Origin of the sequence: Leptolinea tardivitalis (assembly GCF_001050275.1) — a bacterium.
GTDB classification, from domain to species: domain Bacteria; phylum Chloroflexota; class Anaerolineae; order Anaerolineales; family Anaerolineaceae; genus Leptolinea; species Leptolinea tardivitalis.
Genome location: NZ_BBYA01000008.1, coordinates 612,736 through 636,070 on the forward strand (window position 1 = coordinate 612,736; position 23,335 = coordinate 636,070).

20 protein-coding genes are annotated in these 23,335 nt (G+C 42.4%); 9 read left to right on the forward strand and 11 right to left on the reverse strand.

What is annotated here, in order from left to right; all coding sequences use genetic code 11:
• Positions 1-694: 694 nt before the first annotated feature.
• From LTAR_RS06780 to LTAR_RS06790, 3 genes are read left to right on the forward strand one after another with little or no spacing between them, the layout of a single operon-like run.
• Complete coding sequence (locus LTAR_RS06780) at positions 695-5,107, forward strand: PAS domain S-box protein (protein ID WP_062531902.1); 4,413 nt, start codon at positions 695-697, stop codon at positions 5,105-5,107.
• Positions 5,107-6,330: a response regulator gene (locus tag LTAR_RS06785; protein WP_062421413.1), complete on the forward strand. Its 1,224-nt coding sequence runs from the start codon at positions 5,107-5,109 to the stop codon at positions 6,328-6,330. Before LTAR_RS06780 ends, LTAR_RS06785 begins: the two co-directional genes overlap by 1 nt.
• 20 nt (positions 6,331-6,350) lie before the next feature.
• On the forward strand, positions 6,351-7,529 hold the full coding sequence (locus LTAR_RS06790) for an HD domain-containing phosphohydrolase (protein WP_062421414.1): 1,179 nt from the start codon (positions 6,351-6,353) through the stop codon (positions 7,527-7,529).
• 256 nt (positions 7,530-7,785) lie between these two features.
• On the opposite strand, the gene LTAR_RS06795 is transcribed toward LTAR_RS06790, so the two are convergent.
• The 5 genes from LTAR_RS06795 to trmD all read right to left on the reverse strand — a co-directional run bounded on the left by LTAR_RS06795 (position 7,786) and on the right by trmD (position 13,608).
• Positions 7,786-9,312 (reverse strand): ABC transporter ATP-binding protein, encoded by a 1,527-nt coding sequence (locus LTAR_RS06795; RefSeq protein WP_062421415.1) that lies wholly within the window; start codon positions 9,310-9,312, stop codon positions 7,786-7,788.
• A 26-nt stretch (positions 9,313-9,338) separates the two neighbouring features.
• The gene (locus tag LTAR_RS06800; RefSeq protein ID WP_062421416.1) at positions 9,339-10,409 is read right to left on the reverse strand and encodes an ABC transporter permease; all 1,071 of its coding nucleotides are present in this window, start codon (positions 10,407-10,409) and stop codon (positions 9,339-9,341) included.
• 9 nt (positions 10,410-10,418) lie between these two features.
• Positions 10,419-11,558 carry an ABC transporter permease gene (locus LTAR_RS06805; RefSeq protein ID WP_081419859.1) on the reverse strand — a complete coding sequence of 380 codons (1,140 nt, stop codon included), beginning with the start codon at positions 11,556-11,558 and terminating at the stop codon, positions 10,419-10,421.
• Positions 11,559-11,712: 154 nt separating this feature from the next.
• Entirely contained in the window at positions 11,713-12,801 is a 1,089-nt protein-coding gene (locus LTAR_RS06810) for a BMP family lipoprotein (RefSeq protein ID WP_062421417.1), read from the reverse strand.
• 108 nt (positions 12,802-12,909) lie between these two features.
• The gene (gene trmD / locus LTAR_RS06815) at positions 12,910-13,608 is read right to left on the reverse strand and encodes a tRNA (guanosine(37)-N1)-methyltransferase TrmD (protein ID WP_062421523.1); all 699 of its coding nucleotides are present in this window, start codon (positions 13,606-13,608) and stop codon (positions 12,910-12,912) included.
• Between the two features lie 88 nt (positions 13,609-13,696).
• Here trmD and LTAR_RS06820 point away from each other — a divergent pair, with 88 nt between their 5' ends.
• From LTAR_RS06820 to LTAR_RS06845, 6 genes are all read left to right on the forward strand, one after another.
• Entirely contained in the window at positions 13,697-15,028 is a 1,332-nt protein-coding gene (locus tag LTAR_RS06820; RefSeq protein ID WP_062531901.1) for a tetratricopeptide repeat protein, read from the forward strand.
• A 69-nt stretch (positions 15,029-15,097) separates the two neighbouring features.
• Positions 15,098-16,384: a tetratricopeptide repeat protein gene (locus LTAR_RS06825; protein WP_062421419.1), complete on the forward strand. Its 1,287-nt coding sequence runs from the start codon at positions 15,098-15,100 to the stop codon at positions 16,382-16,384.
• A gap of 138 nt (positions 16,385-16,522) precedes the next feature.
• Positions 16,523-16,810, forward strand: a complete 288-nt coding sequence (gene groES / locus LTAR_RS06830) for a co-chaperone GroES (protein ID WP_062421524.1) — start codon at positions 16,523-16,525, stop codon at positions 16,808-16,810.
• A gap of 32 nt (positions 16,811-16,842) precedes the next feature.
• Entirely contained in the window at positions 16,843-18,474 is a 1,632-nt protein-coding gene (gene groL, locus LTAR_RS06835; RefSeq protein ID WP_062421420.1) for a chaperonin GroEL, read from the forward strand.
• Positions 18,475-18,551: 77 nt separating this feature from the next.
• Positions 18,552-19,448, forward strand: a complete 897-nt coding sequence (locus LTAR_RS06840; protein ID WP_062421421.1) for a peptidylprolyl isomerase — start codon at positions 18,552-18,554, stop codon at positions 19,446-19,448.
• 11 nt (positions 19,449-19,459) lie between these two features.
• Entirely contained in the window at positions 19,460-20,155 is a 696-nt protein-coding gene (locus LTAR_RS06845) for a hypothetical protein (protein WP_139044435.1), read from the forward strand.
• A 3-nt stretch (positions 20,156-20,158) separates the two neighbouring features.
• Here LTAR_RS06845 and LTAR_RS06850 read toward each other — a convergent pair whose 3' ends face one another.
• The 6 genes from LTAR_RS06850 to infC form a co-directional block, all read right to left on the reverse strand.
• On the reverse strand, positions 20,159-20,455 hold the full coding sequence (locus tag LTAR_RS06850) for a YciI family protein (protein ID WP_062421423.1): 297 nt from the start codon (positions 20,453-20,455) through the stop codon (positions 20,159-20,161).
• Positions 20,452-21,258, reverse strand: a complete 807-nt coding sequence (locus LTAR_RS06855; RefSeq protein WP_062421424.1) for a TrmH family RNA methyltransferase — start codon at positions 21,256-21,258, stop codon at positions 20,452-20,454. The genes LTAR_RS06850 and LTAR_RS06855 overlap by 4 nt, the downstream gene beginning before the upstream one ends.
• Positions 21,255-21,809 (reverse strand): macro domain-containing protein, encoded by a 555-nt coding sequence (locus LTAR_RS06860; protein ID WP_062421425.1) that lies wholly within the window; start codon positions 21,807-21,809, stop codon positions 21,255-21,257. The genes LTAR_RS06855 and LTAR_RS06860 overlap by 4 nt, the downstream gene beginning before the upstream one ends.
• A 73-nt stretch (positions 21,810-21,882) precedes the next feature.
• Positions 21,883-22,233: a 50S ribosomal protein L20 gene (gene rplT, locus LTAR_RS06865; protein ID WP_062421426.1), complete on the reverse strand. Its 351-nt coding sequence runs from the start codon at positions 22,231-22,233 to the stop codon at positions 21,883-21,885.
• An 87-nt stretch (positions 22,234-22,320) separates the two neighbouring features.
• Positions 22,321-22,548, reverse strand: coding sequence for a large ribosomal subunit protein bL35 (locus LTAR_RS06870; RefSeq protein WP_062421427.1), 228 nt, complete (start codon positions 22,546-22,548; stop codon positions 22,321-22,323).
• 73 nt (positions 22,549-22,621) lie between these two features.
• Positions 22,622-23,215 (reverse strand): translation initiation factor IF-3, encoded by a 594-nt coding sequence (infC, locus tag LTAR_RS06875; RefSeq protein ID WP_062531899.1) that lies wholly within the window; start codon positions 23,213-23,215, stop codon positions 22,622-22,624.
• Positions 23,216-23,335 lie beyond the last annotated feature (120 nt).

A 23,335-nucleotide genomic window follows, 5' to 3' on the forward strand; every position in this document is an offset into this window, starting at 1 on the left:
CCATAAGACATCAGACTGACTAACTGTATTCATCAACTTGAATGAAAAACATCAAATAAATCATTGTAAATAAACTCTGAATTTTCTATCATAAGACGGCAATAATCTACGGACACAATTATCCATAAAATTGATAGCAGGGTAACCACAGGCAGAATGAACCAAATTTTGTTTTACACAATTTTTTCAGCTTTTTTAATTCATCGGGTGATATGGCCAAATCATCAAACGATTACATCAAGCCAAAGAATTGAAGAAACATGAGGGTTATGATTAACCAGCAGTATTTTGACAGATATTTGTATTTGACCCCTAAATACTACAATATCCATAATGAAGATTTCGCGTGTGATTGTTTGTTAATTTACAGGGGGAATGCCTTGATAAAAAATTACAACAATGGAAAAAGTACCTCCCGTGGAACCAGAACCTTGAAAAGTGTCTAAGCAAAATTTCTCTGATGATAAATACATCCAGGTGATAAATAGAAACTTTCAATTTCACCAGGGCTATGGAACATCAAAGATTTGCCAGCGCAGGGGATAAGTAGGAGTATTTCTTATGGAATTTGGACTCATTATGGCATTTTAATCATGACATGATCTAGTAATCCGGCACTCAGATGCAAAGATATCTGAATGTATTTACCCAATTCAAAGAGAATGTAATCAATCGAAGATTGGATTAGGACATAATGAGAGATCCGGATAAACAAGAAAAACTTTCCCATAATAGGGCTCGATCATCCAAAGTTCCTACCACCATATCTGATGTTGGAGGGATGCCTGACGGTATGGACTTCATGACAGATGCGGAACAAATACGAGATCTACATAAATTGATCACCCTGGGCATACTACACATTGATATAGATGGCATCGTCACACAGGCGAATCCGGCAATTTCTCGAATATTTAATATTCACACCCAGGAAATTGTTGGTCGGTCATTTATTAACCCACGATACAGGTATTTTTACGAAGATGGCTTAGAAATTCCAACAAACAAACATCCATTTTTTATTATGTTAAAGTCAGGCAAACAGTTACATAACAAAACTATTGGATTGTTTGATACAGTCTCTCAAATATTTCGATGGCTACTTGTCAATTCTTACCCTGATTTTCTACCTGGGAACGAACAACCATTCCAAACAGTTGTAACCCTTATTGATGTCTCTACTATAAAAACCATTGTAGAGACTTTTGGAAGGTATGAAACCCTTCTCAATCTAGCCATGGTTGCCTCAGATCTTGGCATTTGGAAACAATCTTTCGAATCAGATGTTTTTTATCTTGATGATACTACTCGCCGTCATTTTGGTTTTAATGCGGAAAAAATTCAAATTAACGATGTTCTGAATCGGATTCACGTGGAAGACGTGAATCGAGTCAAAGAAGTCGCTGTATCGGCAATAAAAAACCGGGTAACATCCCCAATCCATACAGAGTTTCGAGTTATTCATCCAGATGGTTCGCTAAAGTGGCTTTCAGTTAATGCGATTCTGCAATTCACGAATATGAATTCAGAGCCCGTTGCCTGCATAACTGTTGGAACTTCGAATGACATCACAGAACGCAAACTGGCCGATGAAGCTCTTCAGCGAAAAAACCGGGCTTTCTTTTTAATAAGCAATTGCGATCAGGCGCTGGTCAAGATCAGTGATGAAATTGAATTGCTGAATGAGATCTGCCGTATTTGTGTTGAGGATGGCGATTACCTTATGGCCTGGGTAGGTTACAGAAATACTGAGGTTGATAAAGTCATTAGCCCTAAGGCACAATTCGGATTTGATAATGGATTCCTTAGTTCGATAAATCTCTCCTTGGATGAAACTGGATGCAGGAATAACCCAACGATAAAAGCGATTTGCAGCGGCAAAGTTTGCTTTGTCCAGAACATTCAAAATGACCAAGAGTATCTTTGGGATCGTGACGAAGCTTTCAAGCGGGGATTCAACGCTTGCATCGCACTGCCTATTATCCTTGAAAACAAGGTCATCGGTGCTTTTACATTATTCGCACGCAAAGCTGACAGTTTTACAGTAGAAGAAGTTGACCTCTTAGAAAACCTGATGAATGATCTATCCTTTACCATTAATTCCATCAGAGCTCGTGTCAGGCAAAATCGATTGGAAGTGGAATTACAAAAATCCGAATCAAGAAATAGACTGGCGCAACAATCGGCTCAGGTTGGGATTTGGGAATGGGATATAAAAACCGATACTCTGTTCTGGTCAGATGAAATATATCGGATTTTTCAAAAGAAAAAAGATGAATTCATTCCAACCAATGAGTCTATTTTTGAATGTGTTCTCCCTGAAGATAGACAACGCGTATTTTCTGAAATGCAAAAATCTATATCAAAGGGAGGATTTTTTGAAATTGAATATCGAATTCATGATCGCAAAGAAGAAATTTTGTGGATTAATGTTAAAGGTAATGTGAGCATTGATGAAAAAGGAAGACCGATTTTAGCTGTAGGGACAATTCAAGATATAACGCACCGAAAGAAGGCAGAAGAAGAGATCATTCAGGCAAATCATAAATACCAGCTCATATCTGAATACACCAATGATGTAATCTGGGTTATGGATGTATCAACAGAGGCTTTTTCTTTTATCAGTCCATCAATTAAAAAACTTCTGGGTTATTCTGTTGATGAGATGATGAGACAAAAAATGTCTAATGTGCTCACACAGGATTCTTATCAACGAGTGAAAACTGTTCTTGCGAATAGTATTCCGGATTATCTGGATGGAAAGAATTCCACATCATTAATACTAGAGTTGGATCAAATCCGTAAAGATGGATCAACAATATCCACTGAAGTTACAGTATCTGAGGTATATGATGATCAGGGAAATTTACAGGTCATCGGAATCACCCGGGATATTACAGAACGAAAGCGTGCTGAGGCAATTATCCGCGAGGAACGTAATCTATTTCGGATATTAATGGACAACATCCCTGATGCTATTTATTTTAAGAATCTACAAAGCAGATTTATCCGAATTAATAAAGCAGGTGCAGCCATATTTGGTTTGAAAGATGTAAATCAGGCTGTAGGAAAAACAGATTTTGACTTTTTCAAGGAAGAACATGCCAAACCTGCTATGGATGCTGAAAGGCAGATAATCCAAACCGGTAAATCGATAATTGATCTGGAAGAAAAAGAGACATTTCCTGATGGTCGCATACGTTGGATATCTACTTCAAAAATGCCACTACGAAACAGTGCTGGAGAAATCATAGGAACTTTTGGTATTTCACACGATATCACTAAACGAAAAGAAGCTGAGCTGGCATTAAAACAACGAATTTTAGAAATGGAAACGGTATACAACTTATCTAATTATTTAAGATCAGCTGACACCGTTAAAGAATTGTTGCAGATGTTATTGTCAGAAACACTGCGGATTATCGATTGCTATGATGGAGCCATTTTTCTGTACGAACCGGAGACTAAAAAACTTGTTCTTTATACGGCTATTGGATGGTTTGAGCAATTGGCTGGTCTGACCCTCAATTCGGATGAAGGTATTCATGGACACGTTTTCTCTACTAATAAACCATATTTTGTAATTAATATGCAGGAGGATGAGATTCTTTCACAAAAGGTTAAAAACTTCATTCCCAAAAATCAAAATGGTGGTTTCTTTCCTATTGAGTGCAAAGAAGGAATAATTGGGGTACTTAGTATTTTTTTCCCTTCTCCGAGAACAATCAATGAGATTGAAGAAAGACTCGTGGGAATCATTTTGCAATTAGCCGGTAATGCCATCCTCCGTTCACGGCTTACAGAAAAATTAAAACTCTCAAATTTAAACCTTCAGGAAGAAATCAATCAGCGTATTACTTTCCAGCGTATGTTGGCCGCAGAGAAAGAGCTCTTATCCACAACAATCATGAGCCTGGCAGAAGGGGTGATCATTACAAATAATGATGGGATGATCATCCTTTTCAACCGATCTGCAGAAATTATTACTGGGTATGACACACAAGAAATAATTAATAAACCCCTGAATGATGTATTCCGCATTTTAGACCCGAACACTCACCAACCTATTCAGAACCTGATCGAGAATTTGGAAATAAATACCAAATTTCAGCAACAGAATTCAGGTTATAAGACCAATACCTTGATCCAGAAATCAGGTGAAAGAATTCTGATAGTAGGAAGTATCAAGATCTTAAAATCACCTGAGGGGAAATCAATGGGCCATGTGGTCGTATTTCAAGATGTGACTGAAAGGATGAAAGCAGAAGCTCAATCTGCCCTCTCACAAAAAATGGAGGCCATAGGTCAAATGGCTGCCGGAATCGCGCATGAGATTAACACTCCGATTCAGTATGTGGGAGATAACTTGAGATTTCTTCAAAAAACCATATTTCGGTTTGAAGAAGTCATGAATGCTTACCAAAGTTTGGAGTTGGAGACAGGTCACATAATCCAACAGGCACAATTAGATAAAGTGGAAGATGTAAAAAAGCGTACTCGAATCGAGCATTATCTCAGTGAAAGTACTGTTGCAGTGAATGAATCGCTGGAAGGAGTTGAACGTGTTCGAAAAATTGTTATGGCTATGCGAGAGTTTTCACACCCTTCAGATAGAGAGAAAAAAATGGCAGATATCAATCATGGTATTGAGACGACAGTTGCCATTTCACGAAATGAATGGAAGTATTCTGCCGAATTGGTTACTAATCTGGATCCTAATCTCCCTGCCGTTTTCTGTCAGATTGATGAAATTAACCAGGTAATTCTTAATATGATTGTTAATGCTGTACAGGCAATACAAGAAAAACATCCACCAGAATCAGGTGAAAAGGGGACAATAACAATAAGTACCTATAAAATTGAAAATCAAATCGCTATAAAAATTCAGGATACTGGAATTGGTATTCCCGAAGACATCAGGAAAAGAATATTTGATCCATTTTTTACTACGAAGGGTGTGGGGAAAGGAACCGGCCAAGGACTTTCTCTGGCCCATCAGATCATTGTCCAAAAGCACAAAGGAAAAATCTACGTAGATTCTAATGTTGGCGAAGGAACAACATTTACAATCGAATTACCAATTAATGTATCAGAGAGTACAACCTGATGGGAAATCAAATCCATTCGATATTGTTTGTTGATGATGACCCAAAGATACTTCAGGGGTTAAAGAGATCTGTGGAAGAATACAGTGATCACTGGAGGACTGATTTTGCATCAACCGCAAAAGAGGCATTACAGAAACTTTCCAACGAACCTTTTGATGCCATAATCGCAGATATACAGATGCCTATGATGGATGGAATTCAGCTTCTAGATCTTGTAAGCAGGACATATCCGGGCGTAATGCGTTTTGTTCTTTCCGGCAATGTTACTGATACTCAGGCAATGCGATCCACATCAGTGGTACATCAAATGATTGCAAAACCCAGTGATATTGACCACATTTTCGTAATTGTTGAAAGGGCTTGCCGTCTACGTGACTTGGTAGCTAACCCTGAATTAAAAAAATTGATCACAGAAATTAAACGTTTACCCAGCGTTCCTGTTTTATATAATCAATTGATTAAAGAGCTGGATTCGCCAAACGCCAGTACACAAATTATAGGCAATATTATTGCCAAAGATACGGCAATGACAGCGAAAATTCTTCAATTGGTCAATTCTGCCTTTTTTTGTTTGTCGGAAAACATCAACAGCCCACAACGGGCTGTTTCCATACTGGGGTTTAATACAGTTAAAGCGCTGGTTTTAGGTATTTGTATATTTTCAGAATATCAGGAATATGGAATAAATCCTGTCGGTATTAATTCGATATGGAAACACTCCTTGCTTGTGAGTAGTGTCGCCTATACGCTGGCTCAGAAATTAAACATGTCAATTCAAGATCAAGAAAATGCCAGGATTTCTGGCATATTGCATGATATTGGGAAACTGGCTTTATTGAGTTTCCCTGAATTTATGAATCAAATTTATACCAATGGCAGGGGGGAAATTTCATTGGAAGAAGAATATAGAATGTTGAAGACATCTCATGCCGAAATCGGTGGATATCTGCTTGCTATGTGGGGGATACCTACTCCAATAGTGGATTCTGTCACATTTCACCATCGACCTTATTCAATAGTAAGAGAAGATCCAGATCTACTTTCCGTAATGTATGTGGCCAATGGTCTGGCAAATATGGTAAAGAATGAAATTGAAATCAATTACTCTTCGTATTTGGATATGTCATACCTGAAGAGAAACGGCCTTGTCAACTATCTAGATGAATGGACAGAGGTTGCCAAAAGTATTTATATCAGCTCAACTGAAAATAAGGAATCATAGTTAATTACGAGGGGAAATCTATGACTGAAAAAACAATCTTAATAGTGGATGACGAAATAAATGTATTATCTTCCCTTTCCCGGACTTTATTTGAAGAGGATTTGGGAGAAATTTTCACCGCGAAAAACGGACATGATGCAATAAGTATCATAAAGGAAAAATCTATCCCCAATGTGATCATATCCGATTATCACATGCCCGGGATGAATGGAATTAATCTTTTAGCAAAAGTTAAAGAAATTGCTCCAGACACTACTCGAGTTTTATTGACAGGGGCTGCCGATATGGGTATGGCTCTGGAAGCCGTGAATAAAGGGAACATTTTTCGGTTTCTACTCAAACCTTGCCCATCAGATGTTTTTATACAGGCTGTAAAAGACGCGGTGCGATATAACCAGCTAATTCTGAGTGAACGAGATTTGCTATCAAAAACTTTAAATGGCAGTATCAAAGTTTTGGTTGACATACTTGAAGCCCAGAGTCCTTTCATTTTTACACAAGCAACACGCCTTCGAAAACTGGCACATAATCTTGCAGAAGCACTGGATATGCAGGAAAGAATGTGGGAAATCGAGCTGGCAGTATTATTATCTCAAATTGGGGCAGTTACAATCCCACAAGAGCTTTTACTCAAGAACTACCAGAAGAAAGAATTGTTGGATGGTGAGCGCGAAATAATCAATTCAATACCCCGGGTTGGCCGGCAGTTACTGATGAATATTCCACGCATGGAAACAATCGCAGAGGCCGTAGGCGATCAGAATTGTGTATTTTGGGATATAACTGAGCCTGGTTCTCCGTATAGAAAAGACATTTCAATCGTCTCACGTATTTTAAAAATAGTTTTGGATTATGACCGTTTTCGCGGAAATCTGATCAGTTCAGTCGCGGCCATTAATGCAATGAAAGCACGAGAGACTGAATATGACCCGAAAATTTTCAGCGTTTTTTGCACAAAGGTGCTTCAGATAGATGAACAATTGGCATACTACGCTACAAAACCCAAATTGGGGGAAAAACAAATTTATATTGATGATCTTAAAACAGGAATGGTTCTCACAAGGGATGTTGTAGATAGAAATGGAATTTTGATTGTCGCAAAAAATACAATTATCACAGAAGTATTACTTTATAAATTAATCAATTACTTCCGTTCACAAGCTTTAATTACCCCGATTTTCATCGAGATTGATCTCTAATCGGTTTCTAAATTATGAATAGGGGATATGTAAAAAGGCTCGCCCAATGTTCCCTTCTTCAACCATATTGTATGTAGTAGCTAAAGGCGTAATTATTACATCCAGAATCTTTGAGTCTCTTTTTGAAACTGATTTTGGATTTTTTACAGAATAGATGCTTATTGTAAACTGCACCCCAGACGTTGGATGATACCAACCGAATGGGGTGCAGTTTATTAATAACGATCATTCTCTTGTTACATAATGTAAAAACAAACTAGATGGTGCTTACTTCCGGTTTCAGAGAACCAGCCATCATTAACCCCAATTCTTCGCGGGTGACTTTATCGGCCGGGAGGATGGCTACAATCTCACCATGATACATAACGGCAATACGATCGGAAAGTGCCATAATTTCATCCAACTCGGCCGAAATCAATACCACACCAATCCCTTCATCGCGCATTTGAACGATCTCATGGTGGATATATTCAATTGAACCAACATCCAAACCGCGTGTAGGCTGATTGGCAACCAGGAATTTGATATTCCTCGAAAGTTCGCGTGCAACAATTACTTTTTGTTGATTACCGCCGGATAATTTGGAAGTGGGGACATAGGGACTTGGGGTGCGAATATCGAACCGTTTGATCAAATTCTCTGCATTTGTCCCAATTGCCGAGTTTTGAAGAACTCCCCTCCGACAAAATGGCGAAACGTAGTATGAGCACAAGACCAGGTTATCTGAAATCGGGTATTGCATCACAAAACCGTGTTTTTGACGATCTTCCGGGATATGGCCCATACCTTTTTCTACCAGATCACGCGGAGGATGATTGAAGACATTTTGGTCTTGAATTCTGATTTCACCAGAAATGGCATGACGAAGTCCTGTCATCGCTTCTGCCAGTTCGGTTTGTCCGTTTCCCTGCACACCGGCTATACCCAGTATCTCGCCCTTTCGGACTTCAAAGCTGACACCGCGAACCGTTTCGATTTTCCGGTCATCCTGTACATGAAGGTCCTTCACACTTAAAACAACATCACCGGGTTTTGCCGGAGTTTTATCGACCTTCAGAATAACAGTGCGGCCGACCATCTGGGAAGCCAGTGCCTGTTCATTTGTCTGTTTCGGATCATCTGTAGCTATCACTTTTCCACCACGCATTACCGTAATTCTGTCTGCGATGGAAAGAACCTCTTTCAATTTGTGAGTGATGAATATTACAGAAATACCCTGATCCACCAGCTTGCGAATGATAATGAAAAGATCTTCCACTTCCTGTGGAGTCAGTACCGCGGTAGGTTCATCGAGGATAAGAATCTCCGCTTTCCGATAGAGAGCTTTGATAATTTCAACACGCTGCTGAATACCCACCGGAAGGTCGTGTACCAGAGAGGTTGGATCAATTTCCAAGCCATACTGAGTGGAAAGCTCTTTCAAGTCTTTATTAACCTGCACTATGTCGAGAACACCATTACGCAATTTCTCTGACCCAAGCATGATATTCTCAGCTACCGTGAAAACGGGAACGAGCATGAAATGCTGGTGAACCATTCCGATACCGCAGGCAATAGCGTCTTTAGGTGAATGAAAATGGGTAGCCTTCCCATTAATCAATATTTCTCCGTCATCCGGTGATGTCAATCCGTAGATAATATTCATCAATGTAGATTTCCCGGCACCGTTTTCCCCCAGTAATGCGTGAATTTCACCTTTTCTCAGATTGAAATCTACATGGTCATTGGCCAGAACACCGGGAAACTTTTTTGTAATACCTTTTACTTCGAGAACAGTATCCATTTTTATCTCCTGATCGTTTCCGGTTTTTATTTCTCGTAGGGGGTGCCATCAGCTGCAGGACTTGTGGTACGCCCGATCAATCCGGCCAAAATAATCATGGTCAGTATATAAGGAGTAAGGCCAACGATATATGATTGTTGAAGAAAAGCCCATTGAGGTGGAATGAGATCGCGGAAGAATTGAAGGTTGATCTGGAAGGCCTGCGCTGCTCCAAAGACCAGTGCTGCCGCCCATGCTCCCAAGGGAGTCCAATTGCCAAAAATCATTGCTGCCAGAGAGATAAATCCACGACCATTGGTCATAAGGGGTTCAAAAGATGGAACGGACTCAAGAGTAAAGTACGCTCCACCTAATCCGGCCAAACAACCACCAATGATGACATTGATATATCTCATGAAAGAGACATTAATACCGACAGTATCTGCGGCGCGAGGATGTTCACCTACAGCACGAGTACGTAATCCCCAGCGGGTTCGGAAAAGGACGAAGTTGGCAACAAAGACCAGAATTATTGCTGTCCAGGCAATAGGTTGTTGTTCGAAAACTTTACCGAACACAGGAATTTGTGAAAGACCTGGAATGGCAATAATTGGAAGTGTACCGGGAGCGTGAGGAACATTGCCTCCGAAAATACTACCTTTTTCAAAAAACAGTTGACGGTTCAAAAAGCCTGTCACACCAGTTGCCAGAATATTAATTACCGTGCCGCTGATGATCTGGTCTACTTTGAATGTAACAGATAACCAGGCATGCAATAATCCCAGAAGCCCTCCGGTTAATATGGCGACAAAAACACCGATAAGGAGGCTGGGTAATGGGGTGACATGATAGATGGTGTTCAAATAAATTGAAGTCAGCCAACCAAAGAATGCTGCAGAGAGCATCATCCCTTCAATACCGATGTTGGTGACACCAGATCGTTCACAAAAAGTTCCGCAAAGAGCACCCAGTGTGAGCGGAGTTGCCACTGAGATGGTCGTGGCGATCATTGATGTAAGGATGATTAATGGTTGAGTTGTATCTTTGCCAATCAGAATAACAATGGAATATAGAAATGCCACAATTATAGTAATGAAGATAGATCGTTTTAAATCCATGATAGGCTCCTATTTTCCCCAACCACGGGTGTAAACAACACGTTCCTGTGGGGTGCGGATGCGATAGATGTAACGCACAATGGCATCGGCTGAAACAAAGAGCAGAATCAATGCTTGAATGATCGAAATAATATCAACCGGAATTTGTGTTAGAAACTGCATCTTTGTAGCACCATTACGCATGGCGGCAAACAGGAGAGAAGCGAGAACGACGCCTAACGGGTGGTTTTTGCCAAGAAGGGCAATGGCAATTGCATCAAATCCATAACCAGATGAGAAGCCTAGTTCATGTCTGTAATTCAAAGCTGTTACTTCTATGGCTCCTGCCAGACCAGCCAGGGCACCAGAAAGGCTCATTGCGATGACAATTGTCTTGGCTACATCAATACCGGCATATTTTGCCGCATCAGGATTTAAACCGGTAGTGCGAATTTCAAAACCCAATCTGGTTTTCCACAATAACCACCAAACACCGAAAGCTAGGGCTAAAGCAAGAATAAAGCCCCAATGAAATCGATAGTTTGGGAAAATAGCCGGTATGCGGGCGCTCTCAGCAATAAGGGGTGTGCGTGCAATCACGTTAGACGGACTGGGATCTTTCATTGGCCCATTTAACAAAAAGCTAGTCAAATTGAGCGCAATATAGTTCATCATAATGGTATTAATCACTTCATGTGCGCCGGTTTTGGCCTTCAGGTACCCCGGAATACCGCCCCAGATTGCACCAGCCAACATACCTATGCCAACTGAAAGGAGGATGTGAAGGATAGGGGGAATTTGAGCATGGAAGATACCTGGAAGAGCATAACCTGCCCAGGAAGCTGCTACGGCACCAAATGCCAATTGACCTTCTCCACCAATATTGAACAATCCACCTTTAAAACCTACGGCTACAGCAAGGCCGGCAAAAATATAGGGTGAAGCCCACACTGTGGTTTCACTTAATGCACGAACACTTCCAAAAGCTCCTTGAAGAAGCCCCTTGTATGCAAGTAAAGGATTTCCACCTACCCACCAAATGATAAATGCACCAAGAATCAATGCTGTAACAACAGCCAAAATGGGAACAAGGTAGATATTGATAAATTTGCTATCGTTTATTGGTTCGGGGGGCGTAGGTTCCTGTGGTTTTAAATTCTCCTTATCCATCAAATACCATCTCCTTATTTGATCTCACTGATAACCTGCGTGTGGAATATTTGATTCTAACTAATTATTCCTAAAAAAGATAATGAGTTTCATCTTAAAAAAAGAGAAAGGGTTTATGCCCTTTCTCTTTTTTTTACTAAAAGAAAAACTTAGTTTATCCGGGTTTGGTTGGAGCAACGTTTGTCTTGATGGAGCCGTCTTTCAAACCTTTGCTGACCTCATCCAATTTGGCTTTGATATCTGCAGAAACGGCAGAATCCAAATCATGGAAAGGAGCCAGGAAGACTGGACCAACGAAGTTACCACCCTTGTAGGTGCCGTCTTTGACAGCTTTGATGTTATCGAAGACAGCCGGGGTGATATCTTTCATGGCGCTGGAGAGCAGAACCTTCTGGGCTTCGGGAACGGAATAATACTGGTCGGCATCCACACCGATGGCGTAGATGGGTTTGTCAGCTGTGGATTTACCAGCAACAGCAATCAAACCGCCATTACCGGTCTTGCCACCAGCGCTGAAGATAACATCAACACCCTTGTCCATCATAGAGTTGGCTGTGGTCTTGCCCCATTCGGGATCAACGAAGGTTTTATCCAGACCGACATCATTGTGGTAGACAATATTGATTTCAGCTTTATCGTTAACAGATTTGACACCAGCGCGATAACCTTCACCGAACCGCCATACTGGAGGAATAGTGTCAGTAGCAAATACGCCGCCGACCTTATTGGATTTGGTCATCAAACCGGCCAAAACACCAGCGAGGTAGCCAGATTTGTCTTCGTCGAAGATGATACCGCTGAGGTTCGGGATAACATCGGTCTGAGACTGGTCTACACCGATGAATTTGACATCCGGGTACTGCTTGGCAGCGGCGATTGTGGCTTCACCCAGAGCAAAACCGACAGTCACGATGACTTTGTAACCATTTTCGGCGAAGGTGGCGATGTTCTTGCCGTAGTCTTTTGAATCAGTGGTTTCGATGTATTTGATGGTGGCACCCAGTTCTTTTTCAGCCTTCTTCAGGCCTTCATACGCTGACTGGTTGAAAGATTTATCATCAACTTTACCTACATCGGTGACGAGACCTACACAAAAAGAATCAGCTTTTGTGCAGTCAACTTCTGCGCTGGCGGCAGGGGCGGCTGTCGCCTGAGCAGCAGGAGCAGCGGCAGGAGCACAGCCTGTGATGACCATGCTCAAAACCACGATAAAACTTAGTACAGCAAACAATCTGGTTTTCATAGTTCTCCTCTTGAAGAAATATTTGGTACTGAGATTATTGTATATCAAGAAAACGATTCTTGCTACTCAGGAATCTTTATTCAAAAGTATAAAATTGAAATTTACTGACTATTCAATATGCTCTTTCTTATATTTCTCTAAAATATCCGGCCTTTTTTTTGCTGTCCGTTGAATGGATTGTTCATGACGCCACTTGTTGATTTCTGCGTGGTTGCCCGATAAAAGAACATCCGGTACTGACCATCCTCGGAATATTGGAGGCCGTGTGTAGTGTGGATATTCTAATAACCCGGAGGCATGGGAATCATCCTCGGCTCCCGTTGGGTCTCCAAGAACACCGGGTATGTAACGGGAAACAGCATCGAGAATAACCAGTGCGGGTAATTCTCCACCTGTGAGCACATAATCACCAATGGAGATTTCATCTGTCACCAGATGTTCCCGAATACGTTCATCCACTCCTTCATAATGTCCACAAAGAAGGGCAATATGAGGAAAATCAGATAATTCTTTGGCGACTTGTTGGGTGAAAGGTCTTCCTTGAGGGGTCATCAAAATCAATGGAATGGAAAAATCCGATCCCAGAACATCTTCCACGCAGGAAAAAACAGGATCAGGTTTCATAACCATCCCGCCACCCCCTCCATAGGGCGTGTCGTCTGTAGTATGATGACGATCGAAAGCCCAATCACGTATATTGTGAAGGCAAATTTCAACCAGTCCGTTCTGCCTTGCCCGTTTGATGATACTGGCATCGATATAGGGTTGAAATACTTCGGGAAATAAAGTGAAAATATCAAATTTCATGATCAAATTATACGCGCAGGTTAACTTGACCGGTATTTTCCTCTAATGGTAAGATGCGATTATGTATTTAAAAGGCAGTAATTGGAGCATGAATAAACGGCGGAAGCCGATTAAATTTGGGCGAATTTTGGTGCTCATTATCCTGATTGCCGGTGGAGTTTATGTTAATCAGGTAATTGTTCCATCCACACCACCATTGTTTATTCCGACTCCAACAGCCACACGAGCACCTGAATCATATATTACCGAAGCACAACGACTGGAAAATGAAGGAAAATTCAACCAGGCGATCAATTTATATAACGAAGCTGTCCAATCTGACCCGAGGAATCCTGCTACTTATGTTTCACTGGCACGGCTACTGATATATACCGGTAAATATGAGGATGCTGTCAAGAATGCTGAAAATGCTTTGCTGTTGAACGGAAATAACTCTTCGGCACATGCCATTCGGGGATGGGCTCTGGGACTGCAGGGTGATTACCTTGGAGCGGAGGCAGCTTTTACCAAAGCACTTGAATTGGATCAGAATAATGCAGATGCCTACGCTTATCGGGCTGAAGTGCTGGCAAATCAGACCCAGGCAGGAACAGGCAGTATAGGTTCTTTGGATAAAGCCGTCGAAGCATCACGTAATGCACAAACAATCGCTCCCAATAGCCTGTCAACGCATAGAGCCCGTGGTATTGTTCTGGAATTGACTGGAAATTATGCTGATGCTGCCCGAGAATTTGAACAGGCTGTTGCCATAAATGGAAATATCGCAGATCTACATCTGGCGCTTGGAAGAAATTATCGGTACCTTGAACAATATGATAAAGCCGTCGAAGAGTTTAACCGGGCGAATGCATTAAATCCGGGTGATCCTCTTCCGAATTACTATATTTCCCGCACGTATGCGGCCATTGGTGAATATGCCAAGGCCATACAATTTGCCGAACAATCATTGAAAGTGGATCCGACTGATCCATATATGTATGGTAATCTGGGAACCATGTACTATAAGAACAAACAGTTTGAAGATGCCATCAAACCGTTGAAAATGGCCGTTTCGGGTGGAACGGCTGATAGTGGAGAAGAGGTGAAAGGATTGCCATTGGACTATGGCCGTGTTGCAGAGTTCTATTTCACCTATGGCCTGGCATTGGCGAATTTGGGGATGTGTGGTGATGCACTTCCGATTTCACAAACCTTGCTTGAAGGTGTGAAAAATGACGAAGTATCTGTTTTTAATGCACAGGAAATCGTCAATATTTGTTCAGGAAATCCAACAAGTCCTGATAAATTGAATCCAGTAAATACAACTCCCGGTGTACCTTCAGAAGCTGATATGGAAAAAACACCCGATAAGGGGAAGGGAACTCCAGTTCCAAAGATTAGCAAAAGTACACCTGTACCAACGGCTGAAAATGCAAAATAAGCCATTATGTATCTAATAGACAAGCGACCTGAATTCAGACCTGAGAAACCCTCATCTGATCCTTACCGAATGCTGGTTTGGATTATGCTAATTCTTGGCTGTGTCCTTTTGCTGCGAGCTGTTAATACAGGGCAGGTACAGCCATTATTTTCCCCTACCTTAACACCAACACGGAATGCCAATTCTTTTGCTTTCGAAGGTGAAACACATTTTAAAGCTGGCGATTTGAATAAAGCCATAATAGCATATAACAATGCCACCAGATTGTCACCAAATGATGGCGAATTGTGGTCAAAGCTTGCACGTATTCAAACGTATTCATCGAATTTATTAACAACAGACAAAGATCGACAAAAGCGATTGGCAGAAGCGCTCCAATCGGCCGATCAGGCTGTCAAGGTTTCTCCGGAAAACAGCGACGCCTGGGCAATTCGGGCTTTTACCCTGGATTGGAATGCCAACAATCCCCTGAATACAGAGAAGCGCGATAGTTACATGACGGAGTCTGAACAAAATGCTGTTCGAGCATTGCAGCTGGATAACCAGAATACACTGGCATTGGCTTATTATGCTGAAATTTTGATAGACCAACAAAAGTGGGATCAATCATCTCAGGTAATTACACAGGCTGTTGCACAGGCGAACGAACGCAATGAACAAATTATGGATGTTCACCGGGTCAATGCCTATGTCAATGAATCCCTGGGGAATTATGATGTTGCAATAAATGAATATAAAGAGGCAGTAAAAATCACGCCAAATTTGACATTTCTGCAAATTTCCATTGGATTAAACTACCGTCAACTTAAGCAATATGAACGTGCCATTGAATATTTTGCACAGGCTGCAACAATCAACGAGAATCTGGGGGTTCGTGACTCAATTCCTTATCTGGCGATTGGAAAAACATACACTCAAATGGGTGAATTTTTTATTGCAGCCCGTAACGTAAAGAAAGCGATTCAATACGATCCAACAAGTCCGGATGTTTATGGCCAATTAGGAATTGTGTATTTCAAATCACATAACTATGAAGGATCCATCGATCCTTTAAAATGCGCTATTTACGGTTGTGATGCTGACACCAGCTGCACTATTCGTGATTGTGACCCCAAAAAGGATGAAAAGATCACCATACAGGGAATGCCGCTAAGTCCCAACACAGTAGTGTACTATTACACATATGGTTCAGTTTTGGCCGGCCTTCACCGCAAATCACAACCATATTGCAATGAAGCGGTAAAAGTTTTACATCAGGTTCGACAGGGTTTTCCACAAGACCAGACGATCCTTTCGATTATCAAGCCCAGTGAAGAAATATGCTCTTCCTACGGGATTGTCTATTCCGGCGGGTAATTATCAAAACTTTATAAGAATGTTTATAAACATCTTGACTTGCGATATAAAGGCAGGTATATTTTGCTTTGTTAGCACTCTATATGCTTGAGTGCTAAAAACATGAAAATCAATCTGCATTAGGAGGATTATATGGCAATGACTCTCAAACCCTTAGGCAGTCGTGTGGTTGTCGAACCCATCGAGCAGGAAGATATTACTGCCGGTGGCATCGTGCTCCCCGAAACCGCCAAAGAAAAACCACAGAAAGGAAAAATCATTTCTGTCGGAGCTGGTGATCGTGATGAAAGTGGCAAACGTATCGCCATGGATGTAAAAGCGGGTGATACGGTTTTGTTTGCCAAGTACTCTGGCACTGAAATCAAGGTCGACGGCAAGAAACTTCTTATCTTGCGCGAGAGCGATATTCTTGCCATCGTTGAGTAGAATTTATTCTAATTAATTGAAGGAGTAGAACAATGGGTGCAAAACAAATCATTTTCGCCGATGATGCACGCCGCAAATTGAAAAACGGCATTGACATTGTCGCAAATGCAGTATCCACAACTCTTGGCCCCAAGGGACGAAATGTCGCCCTGGATCGCAAATTTGGTTCACCTACCATCACGCATGATGGCGTTACTGTGGCCAAAGAAATTGAACTCGAAGATCCATTTGAAAATATGGGTGCCCAGCTTCTGAAAGAAGCCGCAACCAAAACAAATGATATTGCCGGTGATGGCACTACGACCTCAACCGTTCTGGCACACGCTATTGTGACCGAAGGTTTGAAAAATCTGGCCGCCGGCGCCAATCCGATGCTGCTCAAACGCGGCATTGAAACAGCTGCCAAAGCTGTAGCCGGTGAAATCACCAAAAACGCCATCGAAGTTACCACCAAAGAAGAAATTGCCAATGTAGCTACAATTTCTGCCCAGGATCGTGTTATCGGTGAACTGATCGCAGAAGTTATGGATAAAGTTGGTAAAGACGGCGTTATTACCGTTGAAGAATCCAAAGGGCTCGAATTTGAAAAAGACTACGTGGAAGGTATGCAGTTCGATCGCGGTTATATCTCCCCGTATTTCGTCACCGATTCAGAACACATGGAATCCGTTATTCCGGAACCGTATGTTTTGATCTATGACAAGAAAATTTCTGCAGCTACAGATATTGTCCCCATTCTGGAAAAACTCGTTCAGATCGGCAAACGCGATCTGCTGATTATCGCGGAAGATATTGATGGTGAAGCTCTGGCTACGCTGGTTCTGAACAAACTGCGCGGTATGCTGAATGTTCTGGCTGTCAAAGCTCCTGGTTTTGGTGATCGCCGCAAAGCCATGCTTCAGGATATCGCCATCCTGACCGGCGGTCAGGTGATCTCTGAAGAAACCGGCCGCAAGCTGGAATCTGTGGTCATTTCTGATCTTGGCCGTGCGGAAAAAGTTGTTGCTGATAAAGACAACACCACCATTGTTGGTGGAAAAGGTGATGACAAAGAAATCAAAGGACGCATCGAACAGATCAAGGTCGAAATTGAGAAGACTACCAGCGATTATGACCGCGAAAAACTGCAGGAACGTCTGGCCAAACTCTCAGGTGGTGTAGCCATCATTCGTGTAGGCGCTGCCACTGAAACCGAACTGAAAGAAAAGAAACATCGTGTGGAAGATGCCCTGTCAGCTACCCGCGCTGCTGTTGAAGAAGGTATCGTAGCTGGCGGCGGTGTGGCTTTGATCAACGCTGTTTCTGCTCTCGACGGTGTCAAGATGACTAACGAAGACGAACAGATTGGTGTCAAGATTGTTCGCAAGTCTCTTGAAATCCCCATGATCAAGATCGCTGAAAATGCCGGCAAAGACGGTTCTGTCATTGTGGAGAACGTGCGCCAGGTACAGAAATCCAAGAAGAACAAAAACATGGGTTACGATGTTCTTCGCGATGAATTCATGGATATGGTCAAAGGCGGCGTAATTGATCCCGCCAAGGTTACCCGCGGTGCTCTCGAAAATGCTGCCTCCATCGCAGCTATGATCCTCACCACGGAAGCCCTGATCACTGATGTGCCGGAAAAAGAAAAACCGGCACCCATGCCTCCACCTGAATACTAGAATTTACTGAATTAAAAGAGAGACTGTCTGCAGATATACACAGACAGTCTCTTTTGTTATTGGGTATAATCTCTGGAATGCAAACCTCAATAAAACGATTATTTTCTTTTTGTTTAGCTTTCCTATTTATTATTATTACCGGATGTATCGGGAAGCCCATTCAACCAACTCCCACTCCGATTCCACCAACGGCCACTTTTCCACCTCCAACACCTACTTCTTTACCGCTGGCAATTCGTGTAAATGATGGTGGTATTCTTCTTTCAGATTATGAAGAAGAAGTAAAACGTTTTGATGCTGCCAGTCAGGCGTTGGGAAAGACATATACACCTGATGAGAAAAAAACTAAGATTGAGGATGATTTAATTGGTTACGAGCTGCTCTACCAGGCTGCAGTGAAAAATGGTTACAAAATATCCGATACTGATATAGAAGCTCACATCACCCAACTTACTCAAGCGATGGGCGGACCGGATGCGTTCAATAGTTGGCTTCAAACCAATTTTTATTCCAATGATTCTTACCACCGGTTTCTCGTCCGATCGTTGGGCGCAGCGTGGCAGCGCGACCAGATTATAAAATCACTACCTGCCACGGCTGAACAGGTGCATGCCCGTCAAATATTTTTCTCTCGAGAAGAATCAGCTGTAAATTACCGTCAAAAGGTGGATAACGGCTCTGATTTTGCTGCTCTGGCAAACGATGCAGATCCTGTCACAAAAGGTGATCTGGGTTGGTTCCCAAAAGGATATTTGCTTCAACCTGAAGTGGAAGAGGCAGCATTTCAGTTACAACCGGGGCAGGTTAGCCAGGTAATAAAATCTGCCATTGGATTTCATCTTGTGCAGGTAATTGAAAGAGATCCTGCGAGAGAATTGACTGCAGATGCAAAAACGGTTCTGCAGGGTAAAGCGATAACAGATTGGGTTAAACAGGCAAAAACCACTGCACAAATACAAATTCTGATTCCTTGAAGGATATGAAGGTGAAATACGGGCCTGCCAGAATTCGATATGAACGCAGAAAACGTCGCCGTCAAAAACTTCAAGCTCTAAACGGCCTCTGGAATGCCCTATCGATAATTCTTGGAATGGCTACTGTGGTTGTTGCCGGATATGTCATCTGGAGAATGTCGAATTCATCGTCATCTGTATTGGCAAATGAAATCGCTACTGCAACAATAGAAAGATATGATCCTATAGCGACTTCGACATTGGAACCAGAAATCAAACCCACTTTTGTGAAAAATGAAGTTACTTTAATTCCTACTCGCCCAATGCCGACGGTTGAGGATGAATCCCTCTATACCTTTGATCTTCAGGCTTCACCTGAGAGCATTTCTGCCACATTATTCAGACCTGACCGCACCTGTAACTGGGCGGGTATTGCAGGTCAGGCTTTTGATCTCCAAGGACGACCAATTCCCGGGATCACAGTCCAGGTTACCGGACCGATGTATGGGAAAGATATTCAATTCCTGAGCATTACAGGATCAGCACCAATTTATGGTTTGGGAGGATATGAGATTTTCCTTACTGATAAACCATCAGATACAAAAGGTGAATATCAGATCAGACTGGTTGATCAGAATGGACGTGGACTCTCAAAACGATTTTCATTTGATACCAGCAGCGATTGTTCAAAGAACCTGGTAATAGTCAATTTCCGCCAAATTAAATAGATATCATCCTTTTACCCAATTATCCAACCAGGGTTGATGCAGAACCGGATTGAATTCTATGAATGTATGAGTTGCTACCTTTTGCAGATGGTATGGATCATTATTAAAGAATTCTTGGATTTCTTCCAGAGAATTGGCTCTGGCGACAACCATACCGCCTATCCTCGGTTCGCGGGGACCGGATAATAGTAACAATCCACGATCATATCCTGTCTGTAGAAATGCCCGATGATTTGGAAGAACATCGGAAAGTTGATCTACTGGAACCAGATAATTTATTTCAACAATGAAATGTTTCATTTGATCTCCTTTTTTATCGGGCTGTTTCTTTGTCTAACAACTTCGAATAACAGAATGCCTGCGGCTACGGCCGCATTTAATGATTCAAAACCTCCGGGCATGGGAATGGAAACAGGACAATCAGCAAACTGGAAGGCTTGTTGTGATGCTCCATTGGCTTCACTGCCCACGATTAACAGTGTGGGTTTTGTGAAATCACATTCCCAGCAAGTCGCTTTTCCATCTGCGGCGGCTACATAGGATGTCAAGCCATTGGCCGTTCCTGGTGTAATTTCTTCCATGATCTGAGGCCAATCCATTTCCATACATACCATATGAAAATGTGCTCCCATGGCAGAACGCAAAACTTTAGGAGAATACAAGTCTACACTGCCATGGGTTGTAATGACTGCCTGTGCTCCTGCGGCTGCCGCTGTACGAAGCAGAGTTCCGAGATTTCCCGGATCGCGAAGTTGATCAGCAAGCACCAAAAAATCGAGGTTTGAAGGTAAGGTAGGTTTCGAATAGCGGCAGATGGCCGCTATTCCCTGACTCGTAGCGGTATCCATGATCGACAGAAAAACGTCTTCATCGACTTTTTCAACAGGGATATTCTGGTGGGAAAACTGATCCAGCAATGATTTACCTCGATCCGAAAGGGAATCACAGTAGAATATGTCAGAAATATCAACAGATTTCGCGTAGGCTTCTTCCACCAACCTGACACCTTCGATTATATAAAGGTGGGTTTCTTCACGACTTTTTCTGTCTTGAAGCAGGGAACGGATCAACTGTATGCGCGGATTCTTTTTTGATGTGATCATCCGTTTTCTAAACCTGTAGAAAATGTATCCAGAAAAACTTGAAGAGTTCCTGTATCAAATAGAACAATTTTGACTGTTTCGAGAAAGAGAAGGGTCGCTTCTTTAGAAAATTGCTCAATAGCATGAAGAAAACATTCTGAAGCCAGTTTTACAGGGAATCCGTAAATTCCTGTTGAAATCGCTGGAAAAGCAACCGATTTACACTTAAGATCATTGGCTGTCAGAAGACTTGACTTGATTGTGCAAATCAATTTGTCCACTTCGGCGCCTTCACCCCAGATTGGTCCGACCGCATGAATAATATACTTGCAGAAAAGAGAACCCGGACCGGTTATGGCTGGATGGTTGTGAGTCACTGGACCGTGCAAATGGACCCATTCATTTGACTCCTGTTGGATGATGGATCCGCCACGGGCGACAATGGCACCCGCAACTCCACCACCGTGTTGCAGATGCTTATTGGCCGCATTGACAATGGCATCAACTTTTTGCCGGGTAAGGTCTCCCTGTTCAATTTGGACAGTCAAAGAACCAAACAAATACGTTGCCATAAAAAGATTTTACCGCTTTTAAAATGAAAACAGGATGGCTTAAGGCCATCCTGTTGTTTACAGAGAGGGGGAATTACGCAGATTTCGCTTTTCCAACCACTGCCGCAAATGCGTTTGGATCGCGAACTGCCAGATCAGCCAGCATTTTCCGATTAAGGGTAATACCGGCAGATTTCATTCCAGCGATGAGACGGCTGTAAGAAATCCCATTGATACGTGCAGCAGCGTTGATGCGAACGATCCACAATTTCCGTAGATCGCGACGACGAACGCGGCGGTCGCGGGTGGCATACCAAAGACCCTTCAGCATAGTTTCATTTGCCCGGCGGAAAAGCCGATGGCGGCTGCCGAATGAGCCTTTGCTCATTTTCAACATTTTTTTATGACGCAGATGGCCTTTTGGACCACCTTTCACTCTTGCCATTTAGAACTCCTCTGCAAACCCCTGGGCGTCGACAGTATGTCAGTTGAAAACACCCAACAGTCGCACTAAAAAAGAATAACCAGATCCCTACTTCATATTCGGGGCAAGACGGGTAACGCGCTGGACGATCTTCTCGCCCTGCACAGTAACCATCTCAGACAGTAAGGCCTTTGTGCGTTTTGACGTACGACGGCGGAGATGGCTCTTTCCACCTTTCGTGCGCATCAAAGTGCCCGACCCGGTAAGGCGGAACCGTTTAGAGGTTGCTTTATGGGTCTTTAGTTTGATCTTACCTGCTTTAACCTTGCGTGGCACAGTACAACTCCTCTCTGCAGAATCAACCAGGAATTTAATTCAATTCCTGGAAATTACGAACCTATATTTTACATCAATTTTGGTCAGAATCGGCTACAACCGTCATGGATTCTGCCCCTTCTGATTTTGGAGCGTCGGCTGGTTTTTTCTTTCCCGGTTTGGATGGTCCCAGAACCATAGTCATCACACGGCCTTCAATGGCAGGGATTTGTTCAACTGTTGAAATATCAGCCAGCTCTGCAGCAATTTCGCGAAGATCTTCGAGAGCCAATTCAGGATATGTGATTTCACGTCCACGAAAACGTACCGTCACGCGGACTTTCATTCCATCATTCAGCCAGCGTCTGGCATCTCGAGTTTTAAAAGAGCGGTGATGTTCATTGGTTTTGGGTCTTAGCCTGATCTCTTTTACTTCAATTTTGGTCTGAGATTTTTTAGCTTCCCGTTCCTTTTTAGTTCGTTCATAAAGGAACTTGCCGAAATCCATAATCCGACAAACAGGCGGGGTAGCATTACCAGAAACTTCGACCAAATCCAATTCAGCTTCTCTGGCCATTCGCAATGCCTGGTCAATAGAGACCACTCCCACATTTTCCCCGTTTGCTCCGATAAGTCGGACTTCGGGAACCCGAATTAATTCGTTGACTCGAAAATTGTTGGCGCTGATAGTCTACTCCTATGTGTACACAAAAATGATGATATTTTGATAAATCGTACAAAATCATACCATATTTCTGTATATATCGCTATTAAAAAGAAACGCTTCCATTGTCAAAAACAGGAAATA

Coding starts and splice junctions, on each gene's coding strand:
- LTAR_RS06780 (WP_062531902.1), top strand. CDS start 695: ATGAGAGATCCGGATAAACAAGAAAAACTTTCCCATAATAGGGCTCGA.
- LTAR_RS06785 (WP_062421413.1), top strand. CDS start 5,107: ATGGGAAATCAAATCCATTCGATATTGTTTGTTGATGATGACCCAAAG.
- LTAR_RS06790 (WP_062421414.1), top strand. CDS start 6,351: ATGACTGAAAAAACAATCTTAATAGTGGATGACGAAATAAATGTATTA.
- LTAR_RS06795 (WP_062421415.1), bottom strand. CDS start 9,312: ATGGATACTGTTCTCGAAGTAAAAGGTATTACAAAAAAGTTTCCCGGT.
- LTAR_RS06800 (WP_062421416.1), bottom strand. CDS start 10,409: ATGGATTTAAAACGATCTATCTTCATTACTATAATTGTGGCATTTCTA.
- LTAR_RS06805 (WP_081419859.1), bottom strand. CDS start 11,558: ATGGATAAGGAGAATTTAAAACCACAGGAACCTACGCCCCCCGAACCA.
- LTAR_RS06810 (WP_062421417.1), bottom strand. CDS start 12,801: ATGAAAACCAGATTGTTTGCTGTACTAAGTTTTATCGTGGTTTTGAGC.
- trmD (WP_062421523.1), bottom strand. CDS start 13,608: ATGAAATTTGATATTTTCACTTTATTTCCCGAAGTATTTCAACCCTAT.
- LTAR_RS06820 (WP_062531901.1), top strand. CDS start 13,697: ATGAATAAACGGCGGAAGCCGATTAAATTTGGGCGAATTTTGGTGCTC.
- LTAR_RS06825 (WP_062421419.1), top strand. CDS start 15,098: ATGCTGGTTTGGATTATGCTAATTCTTGGCTGTGTCCTTTTGCTGCGA.
- groES (WP_062421524.1), top strand. CDS start 16,523: ATGACTCTCAAACCCTTAGGCAGTCGTGTGGTTGTCGAACCCATCGAG.
- groL (WP_062421420.1), top strand. CDS start 16,843: ATGGGTGCAAAACAAATCATTTTCGCCGATGATGCACGCCGCAAATTG.
- LTAR_RS06840 (WP_062421421.1), top strand. CDS start 18,552: ATGCAAACCTCAATAAAACGATTATTTTCTTTTTGTTTAGCTTTCCTA.
- LTAR_RS06850 (WP_062421423.1), bottom strand. CDS start 20,455: ATGAAACATTTCATTGTTGAAATAAATTATCTGGTTCCAGTAGATCAA.
- LTAR_RS06855 (WP_062421424.1), bottom strand. CDS start 21,258: ATGATCACATCAAAAAAGAATCCGCGCATACAGTTGATCCGTTCCCTG.
- LTAR_RS06860 (WP_062421425.1), bottom strand. CDS start 21,809: ATGGCAACGTATTTGTTTGGTTCTTTGACTGTCCAAATTGAACAGGGA.
- rplT (WP_062421426.1), bottom strand. CDS start 22,233: ATGGCAAGAGTGAAAGGTGGTCCAAAAGGCCATCTGCGTCATAAAAAA.